The organism is Lysinibacillus sp. fls2-241-R2A-57 (assembly GCF_030209535.1).
Taxonomy (GTDB): Bacteria; Bacillota; Bacilli; order Bacillales_A; family Planococcaceae; genus Lysinibacillus.
Genome location: NZ_JARVRU010000002.1, coordinates 1 through 14,445, shown reverse-complemented (window position 1 = coordinate 14,445; position 14,445 = coordinate 1). Strand labels below are relative to the sequence as shown.

The following is a 14,445-nucleotide window of genomic DNA, read 5'->3' as shown; positions in this document are numbered from 1 at the left end:
TTGGAAGTTCATGATTAGGAGGCTAGGGCTATTATGAGTGAGTTAACTACTTCAAGTGAAAGAAATAAAACTGGTTGGATATTAATAACTATTGCAACTATGCTGACAGCCAGTATAATTTTTTGGTTTTTCAATAATCCTGAAGGTTTTATTGAAAATCTAATTGGTTATAAGAGAGATGTGTTTTCAAACATATTTTTATGGATTTTTACGCTTTTTATTATAGTGGGATACATTGCCTATACAATTATTGCATTACCTTTTGTAAAAGCACATGTATTTACTATGTCTTGGCTAAAAGTAATCGGTATATGGATCGCTATTGTGACGGGGATCGTAGAAGAAGTGATTTTTAGACATTTACTTATGGAATACTTATTAACGAATGCATTTTCAGATTTAACGCAAATACTAATTTCTGGGATAGTATTTGGAATTGCTCACGGTGTATGGGTACTTTTGAGAGGGGATTGGAAGATTGCCTTACCTGTTATACTATCTACTACAATTTTAGGAAGTCTTCTCGCGATGCTTTATATTATGACTGGAAGAAGTACCTTCGCTCCAATCGTAGCTCATATGTTAATTAATATGGTGATTGAACCATGGTTAATGTTATCTGCTGTATCTGGAAAATGGGATAGTAAACTAAAGTAATTTGTCCTATTGGTAAGGGGAAGGTTAGTAGATCAGTATAGAAAGTTATCGAATCCTAGTTTATGCCGCCTCTATCGGCATTCCTGTTATTTTTCTACATTATGGCTTCATGACAACGATTTCCTTTACAACTGTTGCTGCATTTGATAGTGTTGGTGCGATTTTAGTTGTCGCTATGTTAATAGGGCCAGCTGCTACTTCCTATTTAATAAGCAAAACGATTAAACAAATGTTTTTGTATAGCATGCTGTTTGGGGCTTCAGCTTCGGTAATAGGTTATTATTTAGCGAAGCTTTGGGATACGTCCATTGCAGGGATGATGGAAACAACAGTAGTAGGTCAAAAAATCGCCGAGCGTCGAAGAAAATCACTCGTAAGTAAATTAGAAATTATGTAAAATAGAAACATCGTTTGATGGAAAAGAAATCAACAGCGTGTTAACCATATAAAATAATTGACCAGGCGCCCGTTAAAAAGTGGGTGCTTGTTTTTTTGTTTATTCATCATACGGTCTATATTTTGTATGAAGCTCCTTAGCTGCTTCATCGATAGGTTTTTTTCTCAGAAACCTCATCAGTATAAGCATTTACAGTTTTTTCTTTAGCTTCTTTTTGCTCACTAGCTGGAGCTTCTTCTTTAGACACACAGCTTCATCCTCACTACATGCAGTTAGTATTAATGTAGACAATGCTCCTATATAAAATATTTTCTTCATTTATAAGCAATAATGGGATTAAAAACTATCTGGTGCTTTCGTTAAATAATCCATAAAAATGACTACTCCGTGATGGGTGGTTTTTGTTTAATAAAAAAGTATTTTAAACATTAATGAAACAGCTATTAATTCAGCAACAGTTCCAATTAGCCCCAAAAACATACTTTTTCATTCATTGCCTTGTAGTATCTTTAAGAATAAACTGATGCTAGAAAGGTTGGTATAACTGCATTTTAAGGGAATACATGCTATACTTTGCATACCATATTCATTAAGATATGTACTGAAAGGTGTGTAACTATGTTATCAAAGGAAAAAATTAACCGAATCAATGAACTTTCTGCTAAGTCTAAAAATGGTACATTAACAGAGGCAGAAGCTAAAGAACGAACAGCGCTTCGTAAGGAATATCTAGATACATTTAGAGCAACGATGCGTGATACAATTGAAAACGTCAAAGTGGTAGATCCTGAAGGAAATGATGTAACACCAGAAAAAGTAAAACAAGCGAAAAAAAATAAATTTCTAAATTAATGTGACACATTTCCATAAAGTATGTAATAAAACGTTAATAGTATAACAAAAACATTGTTTTCTGAAGCAATGTTGACTAAACTGTAGAAGAACAATATATAGGACGAGAAAGGATGTCACAACATAATGACTCAACATGCGGATCAACTAGCGATTAATGCTATCCGAACTTTGTCAATCGATGCAATTGAAAAAGCAAATTCAGGTCACCCAGGTTTACCGATGGGGGCAGCGCCAATGGCTTATACGCTTTGGACAAAACAACTTCGCCATAATCCGGCAAATCCAAAATGGTATAACCGCGATCGTTTTGTACTTTCTGCAGGTCACGGCTCTATGCTTCTATATAGCCTACTTCATCTTGGTGGCTACGGCTTACCAATGGAAGAAATTCAAAACTTCCGTCAATGGGATTCATTAACTCCAGGACATCCTGAATATGGTCATACTGTTGGGGTAGAGGCAACAACAGGTCCTCTAGGTCAAGGTATTGCTATGACAGTTGGTATGGCAATGGCTGAACGTCATTTAGCAGCTACTTACAATAAACCAGGACATGACATCGTTGATCACTATACATTCGCACTTTGTGGCGATGGCGATTTAATGGAAGGTGTGGCAGCTGAGGCTATCTCTTTAGCAGGTCACTTAAAGCTTGAAAAATTAATCGTGCTTTACGATTCTAATGATATTTCTTTAGATGGTGACTTAGAAAAGTCATTCTCAGAAAACGTACAAAAACGTTTTGAATCTTATGGCTGGAACTATTTAAAAGTTGCTGATGGTACAGATGTTGAAGCAATTAACGCAGCTATCGAAGAAGCTAAAAAATCAACTGGCAAGCCAACACTTATCGAAGTGAAAACTGTTATCGGTTTTGGTTCACCAAATAAATCAGGTAAAGCTGCTTCTCACGGTGCACCACTAGGTCAAGATGAGGTCGTTTTAACAAAAGCAACTTATGAATGGGCGCACGAGCCATTCCAAATTCCTGCTGAAGTATACGATACATTTAATACTGCTGCTGAAGCTCAAGGAGCACAACCAGAAGAAGCTTGGAATGCTAAGTTTGAAGCATATAAGCAAGAGTTCCCAGAATTAGCAGCGCAATTTGAAAACGCGATGAATGGTCAATTACCGGAAGATTTCGCTTCAGAATTACCAGTTTATGAAGTAGGTAAATCAGTAGCAACTCGTTCTTCTTCTGGAGATGCAATCAATGCAATTGCGAAGAAAACACCATCATTCTTCGGTGGTTCAGCTGACCTGGCTGGCTCAAACAAAACAACGATGAAAGACGCTGGAGATTTCTCTGCAGATGATTATGCTGGCCGTAATATTTGGTTCGGTGTACGTGAATTTGCAATGGGTGCTGCTATGAACGGTATGGCACTTCACGGTGGTCTAAACGTATTCGGTGGTACATTCTTCGTATTCTCTGATTATGTTCGTCCAGCTGTACGTCTTTCTGCATTAATGGGTCTTCCTGTTACTTATGTATTTACACATGACTCAATTGCTGTAGGGGAAGATGGTCCAACGCATGAACCAATCGAACACCTTGCATCTTTACGTGCAATGCCAAATTTATCTGTTGTTCGTCCAGCTGATGCAAATGAATCAGCAGTTGCATGGGAGCTGGCAGTAGCATCTGAAAAAACACCAACTGTTTTAGTATTATCTCGTCAAAACTTACCTGTTCTTGACGCATCTATTGATACAGTACGTGAAGGTGTTACAAAAGGTGCTTATACAGTATCTCCTGCTACAAAAGAAGTGGCAGATGCCATTTTAATTGCAACAGGCTCTGAGGTTTCACTTGCAGTTGAAGCACAAAAAGCACTAAAAGCGGAAGGCATGGATGTGGCAGTTGTTTCAATGCCATCTATGGATCGCTTCGAAAAACAAGACGCAGCTTACAAAGAATCTGTTCTTCCAAAAGCTGTAACAAAACGTCTTGCAATTGAAATGGGCGCGTCATTCGGCTGGCATAAATACACTGGTTTTCAAGGGGACGTTCTTGCAATTGACAAGTTCGGCGCTTCTGCACCAGGTGAATTAGTAATGGAAAAATACGGATTTACAGTAGAAAATGTTGTAGCGAAAGTAAAAGCTCTATAATTAATAAAATGCCGCAATACTCAGTGGGAATTAAATCTCCACTGAGTGCTGCGGTATTTTTTCACGTTTAGAAGACTTCATTAAAGAAATCCAAATTGCTGCACAATGAATGAGGAGTATAGCAACAAAATAGTAAAAGTCCTTGGAACTTCCTCCAATGTTTAGCTCTTCAACAATAATCCCACTAAACCAAAGAAGCTGACCAGTGACAATGACTGATAGGCTTGCAAAAAGTAAACAAAACCAAATAGATACTTTTTTTATAATCACAATAATAAGTAGTAAAACAGCGAAAAGTAGAGTAGCTTCAAAAATCGGATCAAGAAGTGAAAACGTATTTTCATTTACGAAATGCTTATAAGTAAATCGAGTATCCACACAACCCCTCCTTAAAAATAATAACGTTTTTGGTAATAAAAGGTTACGTGGATTAAAAAACTTATATAGTATTAATTTCCATTTGATATACTATAGTAATGAGTATTTATAGAGTAGACAAGGGGTATTTAAGATGAAGCTACAAACTATACTTGCACAAGTAAAGAAAACTTTCTCAGAATTAGATTGTACAGGTGGCGGAGTTATTATTAATAAACATGGTCAAACCGTACTAGAAGAATATTTTGGTGTACAAGGACAACAAAAAGGAGAAAAAAAGGTTGGACCACATACTCTTTTTCATCTTGCTTCTGTTCGTAAGAGTTATGTTGGTTTTGCTGTAGCATATGCGATTTATCATAACTGTATTGCCTCGATAGATGATAAACTAAGTGATTATTTGGGGAATGAAGAAATTTTTGGGAACGTTTCAATTAGACATTTACTAACACATACACACGGTTTACGTTGGCAAAATGAAAAAATAATTAGAGAATTTAAAGCAGGCTGTAATTGGGCATATCGAGATATCAATATAGATTTACTTGCCAAAGTTATAATAAAAGTAACTGGAAAAACTATTGCAGAAATTGTAGATGAGCAAATATTTCAGATATTGTCTTTTACTGAAACAAATTGGTTCAGTGAAAAAACCGAACAGCATATAGAAGTAATACATAATGATAGTCCGTTTTGGTATGAAAGTGATGTATGTGATGGCAGCAAAATGAATATGTATTGCTCATTAAGAGAGCTAGCTAAGTGGGGGCAAGTGCATCTTGATAAAGGGAAAATACATGGGAAACAAATGATACCTGAAGAAATCATACAGTTATTAACGACAATTCAATCCCCGGATTCTAAACCAAAAAACTTGCCAACTAACGGCTTTTTCTGGTTTATTCAGCCTCAACAGAGAGAAGGGATTACAGAAATAAGTCCATTATTACCAAGAGGGAGTTTTCAACTACTAGGTTATACAAGTGTTGCATTATTGGTAATTCCGGAAGAAAATATTGTAGCAGTTCGAGGGTTTAATAGCTTTGGTTCACCAGAAGGGTTTGATTACATCAAAGATATTCACGATTTTGGTTCAACAGTATATCAATACTTTAACAATTAAAGGAGAGCTAGTTATGAAAAAATATAGCGTTGTTTTATTTGATTTAGACGGAACATTATCTGATCCGAAAATAGGGATAACGAAATCGGTTCAATACGCATTACAAAAGGCAGGTATCGAAGTAAGTAATTTAGATGAACTTGAAAGTTTTATAGGACCACCATTACAAGTATCTTTTCATGAAATTTATGGATTTAATGATGCGCAAATTAAGCAAGCTATTAGCGATTACCGAGAACGATTCACGGAAAGAGGGATGTTTGAGAATAAACTGTACGAAAATATCCCAGCCTTGTTAGCCAATTTAAAGGAGCAGGGATACATATTAGCAATTGCGACATCTAAGCCAACCGTATTTGCTGAACAAATTTTACGATATTTCAATCTTGAACAATTTTTTGACTTTGTCGCAGGTAGTAATCTAGATGGTACTCGTTCAGCAAAAGGAGAAATAATCGCATTTGTACGCGAACATTTTAATGAAGTGAATATCGATCAATTTATAATGATTGGAGATCGAAAATACGATATCATTGGGGCACATGAAAATCAAATTGCTTCAATCGGTGTGACATATGGCTATGGCTCGCTTGAAGAACTAACTGATGCGAAAGCAACATACATAGTTAACAGTGTAAATGAGCTTAAAGAAATTATTAATAGATTAGGTTAAAAAAATACGAAACTGCATTGTCTGAAAATGTAGTTTCGTATTTTTTTTGAATCGCTGATAAAAGAGCAGAAACCGCTGATAACCTAGGAAGAATCGCTGATAAAAGTGCAAATATCGCTGATAACTCAGGAAGAATCGCTGATAAAAGTGCCAAAATCGCTGATAACTCAGGAAGAATCGCTGATAAAAGTGCCAAAATCGCTGATAACCTAGGAAGAATCGCTGATAAAAGTGCCAAAACCGCTGAAACCCTAGCAGAATCTCTGATAACGCTGATAAACCATACACATCAAATGTAGCAGTACACTAAAAATTTACTTCGCTAGCCCATTTTGAAAAGCATAGACTACCGCTTGTGTGCGATCTTGAACATCAAGCTTCGCTAAAATATTGCTGACATGTGTTTTTACAGTCTTTAAGGCAATGTATAGGTCATCGGCGATTTCCTGATTCGCTTTGCCCTTAGCCATAAGCAGTAATACTTCCATTTCACGATCGGTAAGCTGCTCGTAAAGTGGGGTGCTATTGCCATGGCGCATGCGATGCATCATTTTTGATGTTACTTCTGGCTCTAAAACAGTTTCGCCACCCATCGTTTTGCGAATGGCATCAGCTATTTGCTTTGCATTTGAAGTTTTTAAAATATAGCTGACAGCACCAGCCTCTAATGCAGGATAGACTTTGTCGTCATCTAGAAAACTTGTAACCATCATAATTTTTGCCTCTGGCCAGGCTGCTAAAATTTCAGCTGTCGCCTCAGCTCCTGTCATGATTGGCATGACATTATCCATTAAAATAATGTCTGGACGTAGGGCAAGAGCACGTTCTACTGCCTCTTTACCATTTTCAGCTTCACCTACGACAGTAATATCTGGTTGTGCTGATAAATAGGCAGAAACACCGATACGCACCATTTCGTGGTCATCCACTATTAACACTTGAATCATTCACTTCTTCCTCCTTAAGTAGTGGAATTTTCACCTCTACAATTGTACCTTCACCAGGCACGGATACAATTTTGTATGTGCAGCCAATCTCTACAGCACGTTCAGCGATATTTTGCAGTCCATAAGAAGTAGATTTATCGGCTTCGACATCAAAGCCGAGGCCATTGTCTTGAATACGTAAAATCGCTAAATCATCGCGTGCAACGAGCAGTAATTCAACTTCGCTCGCTTTGGCATGGCGCAGCGTATTCGATAACGCCTCCTGTGCAATACGGAATAAATGATCCTCCTCCGCTTTAGATAACGCCATTTCCTCAAGCTCATATTCAATATGAAAAAATACTTTTTGCTGCAGCTCAATAATTAGCTCCTCAAGACCTTGTGCAAGTGTTTTATTATGCAAAGCTACAGGTCGTAAATGTAATAATAATGCGCGCATTTCAAGCTGTGCCTGTTGCACAATTTTTTCGACCTGCTTTAGGCTTGTTGCATTTTCATCAGTTTCCGTTAAAGCGGAAAGTAACATCGAAGCTGCGAATAATTGCTGCGATACAGAATCATGAAGCTCACGAGCAAGGCGTTGTCGTTCAGCAATAATTCGTTCTTGAATAATTTTATCGTTAGCTTCTGCACGTTCATTGGATAAGCGCTGTAGGCTTTTGCGTTGAGTGTCGATTAACTCGCTTGTTTGAACTAAAGCTTTTTTCAAAGGTTTTGGTAAAGGCTGTTTTTTAGGTAATACAAAATCAGGTTCAACTAATTGCTTCACAATGCGGGTTGCCTGAGCTTCTCTTGCGCGGGCAGTCATACTAATCCAGCTTGCAATCAGTAAACTAATCGCAAAAAGACAGATGGCAATATAACCGCCAAGTGGTATATTATTATAATTCTGCTGCCATAATGGCCCCCATATTTTTTCATTCGGCTCGCCCCAGAGAGCGACAAGGAGTCCAAATGCAGCACTCAATAAAATGAAAAATAGCGTAAATAATCTTGAGATAAAGGCAATCATTTACGTAGCACCTCCAAGTCCCCGAGCCATGTTGCAACATGTATAACTAATGTACGCTTCGCATCTTCGGGGTTTCCATCTGAGAAACTTACACTTTCATTGAGTATGCGTTGTGGCCCAACATGTAGACATTTCAATTCACCAAACAATGTTGTGTATTGTAAACGGAATGGAATTTCGTATGGAATATAAACTTGCACCTTACCAATACCTTGGCGAATCGTAATGAGACTTGTGCCAGCTGGTAAAATAGTTTGTGTTGTATCAATCGTAATGTCACCGGCAAGTCGCTGAATTTGTACATCTTGCCATTTATAGGCTTCTACAGGTGCAGGCATTGTACCGAATAATTCGTTTTTTGTAGCGGGAAGCTTTTCGAAAAGCTCCAAACCAACAACTTTTGGTTCGTTTTCTCTTTGCAAGTATTGATAGAGCATATATAAGAGAATAATGACGATAAAGAAGCGTAAACTCCACATTGTAAAGAGTGCGATTGCGATAAAGAAAATCCCCGTCCATTTAAAGAAACGAACTTTTTTTGAGAAACTTAAATAAAGCAGTCCGGCTCCAATCAATAAACAAAAGGCACCACCGTTGTTAAAAATTGTGAGCTCCACAAAAACGAGTAAAAAGAAGCACAGTACCCAAAATGTGAGCTTATTAGTTGTGAAATTTTGCAAGAGGGTCACCCTTCTTTCTACTAAGAGTATAAGAGAGGGAATGGGTCCCTCTATATCAAAACGTGAAAGAATGCGCCTCTAAATATGGCGCATTTCTTTCATTATAACATGTTATTTATTTTCAATTAGCAGTGGTGCGTTTTCTTCTGCTGCATTTTTTTCTAACTGTGCAAGACGAGTCTCGAAAGATGTTACTTCATGATCTTTGTCGATTTGATAAGCAAGCTTATCGATATAAGATTCTAAATCCTCGAAGTTCGTTTTATTATTTTTAGCAATCATGCCGTCCATTTGATGGTGCGCACGTGTCACGTTTTCTTTGCCCATAAGCTGTAATTGACGCACTTTCATGTCTTTAATTTTGTGCTTCATTGTTTCGAATTTGCGCTCAAGCTCAAAGTATTCGCGTGTGCTTGCTTCAATACTAGCTTGTAATGTGTTGTTACGTGCTGTGTAAGCAGCTACTTCGTCAGTTGCGAAGTCGATTAAATCTTGCTCACCGCTAGTAGTCGCTAATTTTAATTGAGACTCACGTTTTGCAAGTAAATCTGCGTTTTGCTTAAACTCCTGCTCTAGTTTTTCTTTTAGCTGACCTTGACGCTCTAATAATTTTCCTGTTTGCTCTGTTTGTTTTTCTGCCTCACGAATGTATTGGTTTAACATCGCAATTGGATTTTTTTGTTCCTTCTTATCAAATACATGATGTAAATCTGCCTCTATTGTATATTTAAAACGTTGAAATAAGTTCATTTAAATTCGCTCCTTTTATTTTGTTAAGTTTGACCATTCTTTTTCAAAGTTTGTAAACGGATCTTCTTCTTTCGCTTCAATCGTTGGAATTTTTACATCTTCGTTATTCCATTTTTTGCAGATAACATAGATGATAGCGATTGCCGCTAAACCAACCATAGCTGGGATATTAGATATTGCTGATAGAACACCCATCAGACCAACTGTAAACCAAATGATTTTGCCGAATGTTGACTTGCTTGCAATGTAGAAGTGCATGCCAAGCGCTACAAATAAACCAGAAAATAGTAAACCTGCTAGTGGTCCAACTAAGGCAAGTGCAACACATGCTGCGATGAAGCCTCCTGTAAATAAAAGAAATTTTCTCATATGTTCTAGCTCCTTTCGTTTGTACTTTTATTTTACCTATTAGAAAGCTCTTCTAAAACGGACTGGAAATTGATTTTGCTCTAGGTCTTGAGGCTGAGTATATTCTAAGCTGCTATAAAAGAGGTTCAAATTCAGGGAAATAGAACATGTGATGTCTAATGGGACTCATTATGCCATAAAGTAATTGATAGAACCGAAAGTAGAAAGTTTTCGACAAAAATAGAAGATGAAGGCCTCCTTCGTTTGACAAATTAAAGAGTTTGGATGAGCTATACTTATGAAAAAGAAATGAGCGAAGGAGGATTTCTAGTGAGAACCTATTCCATATATAAAATAAAAGAAGAGCATTTAACGTTTATTTTTGGCAGAGAGCGAAAGTTATTAGAAATGATGCAAGGCTGTGAAGATGCTAACGAGAAATCCTTAAAAGAGCTTGCATATATATGTGAAACCGTTCGCTTCGATGAGATTGCTGCTATGCTAGAGGCGCAACTAGATTCCAAGTATGCACATTTAGAAAGGGCTCGTAATGCTTTATTTTTAGAACATCCTATAAAGGGAAAGATGGCTATTTATTTAGTGGAACGCAAAATTTGTGTCTATTGCGAAGGATCACGCATGCTCGATTTGGATCTATTTCAGATGCTTGCGAAAATGAGCGAACGTTTTATTGCTTTTAATAAACAAGATAATGAGTGTGGGTGGTTAAAGCCGATGAAGTATACAATGCATTAGGAAAATTCGCTACAATATATAGTAACACGCTAAAATTTGGTGTATAATGGAGCGTGGAGAGTTTTTTTCTCGGTATATTGTAGTGGAGGAGGTTGGTTGTATGCCTACATGGGGCTGGATTATTATTGTAATTATCGCGTTAGCAGCGGGCGCAGCACTTGGTTTCTATTTCGCACGTAAAGCTATGATGAAATATTTAAAAGAAAACCCACCAATTAACGAACAAATGATTCGTATGATGATGGCGCAAATGGGTCGTACGCCGTCTGAAAAGCAAGTACGTCAAATGATGACACAAATGAATAAATTCCAAAAATAGTAGGAATTTTTAAAGAGCAACTAGTCCAAGCCTTGGCTAGTTGTTTTTTTGCATTTTTTAATTTACGAACCATTTAAATAATTCGCAAAAATCATACAATTCCACCGGAAAACTCGTTATAATGGAAATAATCTAAATAAAGGAGTTGTGTGCATTGCAGAAAGCAAAAACAAATGTTGAAAGCTTTGATTTAGATCATACGAAAGTAAAAGCACCGTATGTACGATTAGCAGGTGTGAAAACAGGAAAAAATGGCGATGAAGTATACAAATATGATATTCGCTTTAAACAGCCCAATAAAGAGCATATGGAAATGCCTGCATTACATTCCTTAGAGCATTTATCGGCTGATATTATCCGTAATTACTCTGATCATATTGTCGATTTCAGTCCAATGGGTTGCCAAACAGGCTTCTATGTAGCGCTTATAAATCACAATGATTATGAAGATTTATTAAATATTTTGGAAAAAACATTTATAGACGTAACAAAAGCCACTGCAGTACCTGCGTGCAATGAAGTTCAATGCGGGTGGGCAGCGAGCCATAGTCTGGAAGGTGCGCAAGCGTTGGCCAAAGAATTTTTAGCGAAACGTGATGAATGGCATATCGTTTTTGCAGAATAAAAACAATTGGAAAAACCTTGCGCCATTGCTCGCAAGGTTTTTCATATGCATTAAAAATGAAATGGAATGACATTGGACGAAGAAGAATCACGACTGATTTTTTGATAGATAAAATTTTCTAAAAAGTCATGAATTAAATCCTCGTATTCAGCCATATTTTCATTAAAGGACTGTGCATGAGCACCGTTATCAAATAGCTTCAGTTTCTTTGGTCCAGTCTTTTTATGGTATAAGTCCAGTGACATGGAAGCCGGAATGAATGTATCTGGAATACTATGGATAAAGAGCACGGGCTTTTCAATATTTGTCACAGCCTCAGCAGGTGTCACACTTTTAAAGGAATAGCCGTCACGCAAACGAATAAAGAAATCTGCAAATCGAATTGGAATAATCGAGCCATATTTAAATTCTGTCTTCGCAATTTGTTTAAGCAGCATTGAAAAGTCAGAAAACGCACAATCAGAAATATAGAAATCCGCACCGTCTTCTACAGTTCCTGCATATAGTAGCATTGTTGCGGCACCCATCGATTCACCATGAATACCAAGAATGGCGTTTTCCCCAATCATAGCTTTTACAGTTTTAACAACTGCGTCAAGGTCATTTTTTTCATAATAGCCGTAGCTAGTTGTTTTCCCACCTGTCTCCCCATGTCTACGATGATCAAAAATAACGGAATTGTAGCCAAGTCGTTCAAAAAGTCGGGCATATTTAACGGAGTTGATTTTATTTTCTGTTACCCCGTGGCAAATGATGATTGTATTATTTGTTTCTAATGGTTGAAACATAATACCACGAATCGTATAACCATTAGGAGAGTCAATATTTAATTCGCATTTTAAATTTTTATTGTACCAAGCTTCATCAAAACGTTTAGCAGTCGTTTCACGTTCACGAACAAATTCAGGATCCTTTTGCTTAATGTACATTAATTTATTGGAAAGCGCGAAGCCAAACAGACCTGTTGCTGCTGCGGCAAGCGTCGTCGTTATACCTGAAAATAAAAGCATTTTCTTTTTCATTATTAACACCTCCAACGTCCTGTGTATCCATTTTTCTTACTTGTAATGTTCCCAACTGAGATTGTTTAAAACACGTCAACATTTTACAATATCTTTGGCAAAAGTGCGATTATTTCTATCTATCGAAAATCGTCAAAATATTTGTTAAAATATATATATCTGCTAGTAGCATATGCATGCAGTGTTGATTTTGAACGGGGAAAAGGGGAGAAAAGTGATGTCAAAAGAGGTTGTAATAGTGAGTGCTGTACGTACAGCTATTGGTTCATTCCAAGGAACATTAAAGGACGTACCAGCGACAAAATTAGGGAGTATTGTTATTAAAGAAGCATTAGCACGTGCTGGCGTAGCAGGTGAACAAGTCGACGAGGTCATTATGGGGAATGTCTTATCGGCTGGACTTGGTCAAAATCCAGCTCGTCAAGCAGCGATTACAGCAGGCTTACCACATGAAGTATCTGCGTTAACGATTAATAAAGTATGTGGCTCAGGACTAAAAGCAGTTCACTTAGCGTCACAGGCTATTTTAGCAGGTGATGCGGATATTATCGTTGCAGGTGGCTTTGAAAATATGAGCCAAGCACCGTATGTATTAAAAAATGCACGAGAAGGCTTCCGCATGGGGGATCAAAAGGTAGTCGATACGATGATTCATGACGGATTGTGGTGTGCATTTAATGATTATCATATGGGTATGACAGCAGAAAATTTATGTGATGCCTATGAGGTTTCTCGAGAAGAACAAGACGCTTTTGCAGCACGTTCACAACAGCGTGCGGAAGCGGCGATTGCAGCAGGGAAGTTTAATGATGAAATCGTAGCAGTTGAAATTCCTCAGCGCAAGGGAGATCCTATTGTTTTCGAAAAAGATGAATTCCCGCGTCAAGGCGTTACAGCTGAGTCTCTATCTAAACTACGTCCTGCCTTTAAAAAGGAAGGCTCTGTGACAGCAGCAAATGCATCTGGCATTAACGATGGTGCAGCAGCTGTTGTTGTGATGTCGAAAGAAAAAGCGGAAGAGCTCGGCATTCAACCAATGGCATTAATTACAGCGAATGCAAGCGCGGGTGTTGACCCAGCTATTATGGGAACTGGTCCTGTAACGGCAGTAAAGAAAGCATTGGCAAAGGCTGATGTGACGTTAGAAAATATAGATTTAATTGAAGCAAATGAAGCATTTGCAGCTCAATCTATTGCTGTAGATCGCGAACTAGGCTTTAATCATGATAAACTAAATGTCAACGGGGGAGCAATCGCTCTTGGTCACCCAATTGGTGCAAGTGGAGCACGTATTTTAGTAACGCTTTTACATGAGATGGAAAAGCGTGATGCAAAAACAGGTCTCGCAACACTATGTATCGGTGGAGGGCAAGGCGTAGCAACAGTTATCAAGCGCCCGTGAAGTCGATAAGAAGGTGAATTACAAATGGGAAAGAAACGCAAACAGCAGCAACACGCAAATGATGGCATGACAGCCAACCTACCAAAGCAGGATGCCCTTACATTAGCGGATCAGCTTGGCGGTGACGTACTTGCCAAATTAAAAGCTGCAAAACAAGATTTAACAGCGAAAGAGCAGGCCGCCGAAGAAGAGCGCCAAGCAAAACTAGCTTTTGAACGCAAACAACGCGAAAAAAACAAATCGTTTGAAGAACTTCTAAACGAATACGGCGATAAAGGCTCAAAATTTTAAAGAAAAACAGTGAATCCAAATTTTGCGGATTCACTGTTTTTTTGGTGCGCCCGGCATGCGTATGAACTATAGGGTGTAAGTCCCGAACCCCG

At 37.9% G+C, this 14,445-nt stretch carries 18 protein-coding genes and 1 pseudogene; 11 read left to right on the top strand and 8 right to left on the bottom strand.

The window, feature by feature from the left end:
• Positions 1 to 33: 33 nt before the first annotated feature.
• The 4 genes and pseudogenes from QRN68_RS00150 (at position 34) to tkt (ending at position 4,027) form a co-directional block, all read left to right on the top strand.
• Positions 34 to 657 carry a CPBP family intramembrane glutamic endopeptidase gene (locus tag QRN68_RS00150; RefSeq protein WP_285394499.1) on the top strand — a complete coding sequence of 208 codons (624 nt, stop codon included), beginning with the start codon at positions 34 to 36 and terminating at the stop codon, positions 655 to 657.
• A gap of 58 nt (positions 658 to 715) precedes the next feature.
• A pseudogene (locus QRN68_RS00145) lies at positions 716 to 1,054 on the top strand (metal ABC transporter permease); the annotation flags it as partial.
• A 618-nt stretch (positions 1,055 to 1,672) separates the two neighbouring features.
• The gene (locus QRN68_RS00140; protein WP_285394498.1) at positions 1,673 to 1,906 is read left to right on the top strand and encodes a DUF896 domain-containing protein; all 234 of its coding nucleotides are present in this window, start codon (positions 1,673 to 1,675) and stop codon (positions 1,904 to 1,906) included.
• A 126-nt stretch (positions 1,907 to 2,032) separates the two neighbouring features.
• Positions 2,033 to 4,027: a transketolase gene (gene tkt, locus QRN68_RS00135; RefSeq protein ID WP_285394497.1), complete on the top strand. Its 1,995-nt coding sequence runs from the start codon at positions 2,033 to 2,035 to the stop codon at positions 4,025 to 4,027.
• A 30-nt stretch (positions 4,028 to 4,057) separates the two neighbouring features.
• Here the strand turns inward: tkt and QRN68_RS00130 are convergent, their stop codons facing one another.
• Positions 4,058 to 4,405, bottom strand: coding sequence for a hypothetical protein (locus QRN68_RS00130; protein WP_285394496.1), 348 nt, complete (start codon positions 4,403 to 4,405; stop codon positions 4,058 to 4,060).
• A gap of 133 nt (positions 4,406 to 4,538) precedes the next feature.
• Between QRN68_RS00130 and QRN68_RS00125 the strand changes: the two genes are divergently transcribed.
• Together QRN68_RS00125 and QRN68_RS00120 are read left to right on the top strand one after the other, a co-directional pair.
• Positions 4,539 to 5,528 (top strand): serine hydrolase domain-containing protein, encoded by a 990-nt coding sequence (locus QRN68_RS00125; protein WP_285394494.1) that lies wholly within the window; start codon positions 4,539 to 4,541, stop codon positions 5,526 to 5,528.
• A gap of 13 nt (positions 5,529 to 5,541) precedes the next feature.
• Positions 5,542 to 6,201: an HAD family hydrolase gene (locus tag QRN68_RS00120; protein ID WP_285394493.1), complete on the top strand. Its 660-nt coding sequence runs from the start codon at positions 5,542 to 5,544 to the stop codon at positions 6,199 to 6,201.
• Here QRN68_RS00120 and QRN68_RS00115 read toward each other — a convergent pair.
• From QRN68_RS00115 to QRN68_RS00090, 6 genes are all read right to left on the bottom strand, one after another.
• Positions 6,185 to 6,439 carry a hypothetical protein gene (locus QRN68_RS00115; protein ID WP_285394492.1) on the bottom strand — a complete coding sequence of 85 codons (255 nt, stop codon included), beginning with the start codon at positions 6,437 to 6,439 and terminating at the stop codon, positions 6,185 to 6,187. The two genes, QRN68_RS00120 and QRN68_RS00115, sit on opposite strands and share 17 nt — an antisense overlap.
• 76 nt (positions 6,440 to 6,515) lie before the next feature.
• Positions 6,516 to 7,148, bottom strand: coding sequence for a response regulator transcription factor (locus tag QRN68_RS00110; RefSeq protein ID WP_285394490.1), 633 nt, complete (start codon positions 7,146 to 7,148; stop codon positions 6,516 to 6,518).
• Positions 7,123 to 8,160: a sensor histidine kinase gene (locus QRN68_RS00105; RefSeq protein ID WP_285394489.1), complete on the bottom strand. Its 1,038-nt coding sequence runs from the start codon at positions 8,158 to 8,160 to the stop codon at positions 7,123 to 7,125. Before QRN68_RS00105 ends, QRN68_RS00110 begins: the two co-directional genes overlap by 26 nt.
• Positions 8,157 to 8,849, bottom strand: a complete 693-nt coding sequence (liaF, locus tag QRN68_RS00100) for a cell wall-active antibiotics response protein LiaF (protein ID WP_285394488.1) — start codon at positions 8,847 to 8,849, stop codon at positions 8,157 to 8,159. The genes QRN68_RS00105 and liaF overlap by 4 nt, the downstream gene beginning before the upstream one ends.
• Positions 8,850 to 8,951: 102 nt before the next feature.
• Positions 8,952 to 9,590: a PspA/IM30 family protein gene (locus QRN68_RS00095; RefSeq protein ID WP_285394486.1), complete on the bottom strand. Its 639-nt coding sequence runs from the start codon at positions 9,588 to 9,590 to the stop codon at positions 8,952 to 8,954.
• A 15-nt stretch (positions 9,591 to 9,605) separates the two neighbouring features.
• Positions 9,606 to 9,959: a lmo0954 family membrane protein gene (locus tag QRN68_RS00090; RefSeq protein ID WP_285394485.1), complete on the bottom strand. Its 354-nt coding sequence runs from the start codon at positions 9,957 to 9,959 to the stop codon at positions 9,606 to 9,608.
• A gap of 309 nt (positions 9,960 to 10,268) precedes the next feature.
• Here QRN68_RS00090 and sirA point away from each other — a divergent pair, with 309 nt between their 5' ends.
• From sirA to QRN68_RS00075, 3 genes are all read left to right on the top strand, one after another.
• Positions 10,269 to 10,694 carry a sporulation inhibitor of replication protein SirA gene (sirA, locus tag QRN68_RS00085; RefSeq protein WP_053594363.1) on the top strand — a complete coding sequence of 142 codons (426 nt, stop codon included), beginning with the start codon at positions 10,269 to 10,271 and terminating at the stop codon, positions 10,692 to 10,694.
• A 100-nt stretch (positions 10,695 to 10,794) separates the two neighbouring features.
• The gene (locus QRN68_RS00080; protein ID WP_068983024.1) at positions 10,795 to 11,013 is read left to right on the top strand and encodes a YneF family protein; all 219 of its coding nucleotides are present in this window, start codon (positions 10,795 to 10,797) and stop codon (positions 11,011 to 11,013) included.
• Between the two features lie 154 nt (positions 11,014 to 11,167).
• Positions 11,168 to 11,638, top strand: coding sequence for an S-ribosylhomocysteine lyase (locus QRN68_RS00075; protein WP_285394484.1), 471 nt, complete (start codon positions 11,168 to 11,170; stop codon positions 11,636 to 11,638).
• Positions 11,639 to 11,688: 50 nt separating this feature from the next.
• On the opposite strand, the gene QRN68_RS00070 is transcribed toward QRN68_RS00075, so the two are convergent.
• Positions 11,689 to 12,660 carry an alpha/beta hydrolase gene (locus tag QRN68_RS00070; RefSeq protein WP_285394483.1) on the bottom strand — a complete coding sequence of 324 codons (972 nt, stop codon included), beginning with the start codon at positions 12,658 to 12,660 and terminating at the stop codon, positions 11,689 to 11,691.
• A 217-nt stretch (positions 12,661 to 12,877) separates the two neighbouring features.
• On the opposite strand from QRN68_RS00070, the gene QRN68_RS00065 reads away from it, so the two are divergent.
• Positions 12,878 to 14,062, top strand: a complete 1,185-nt coding sequence (locus QRN68_RS00065; protein ID WP_285394481.1) for an acetyl-CoA C-acetyltransferase — start codon at positions 12,878 to 12,880, stop codon at positions 14,060 to 14,062.
• A gap of 24 nt (positions 14,063 to 14,086) precedes the next feature.
• Positions 14,087 to 14,353: a YqkE family protein gene (locus QRN68_RS00060; protein ID WP_285394480.1), complete on the top strand. Its 267-nt coding sequence runs from the start codon at positions 14,087 to 14,089 to the stop codon at positions 14,351 to 14,353.
• Positions 14,354 to 14,445 lie beyond the last annotated feature (92 nt).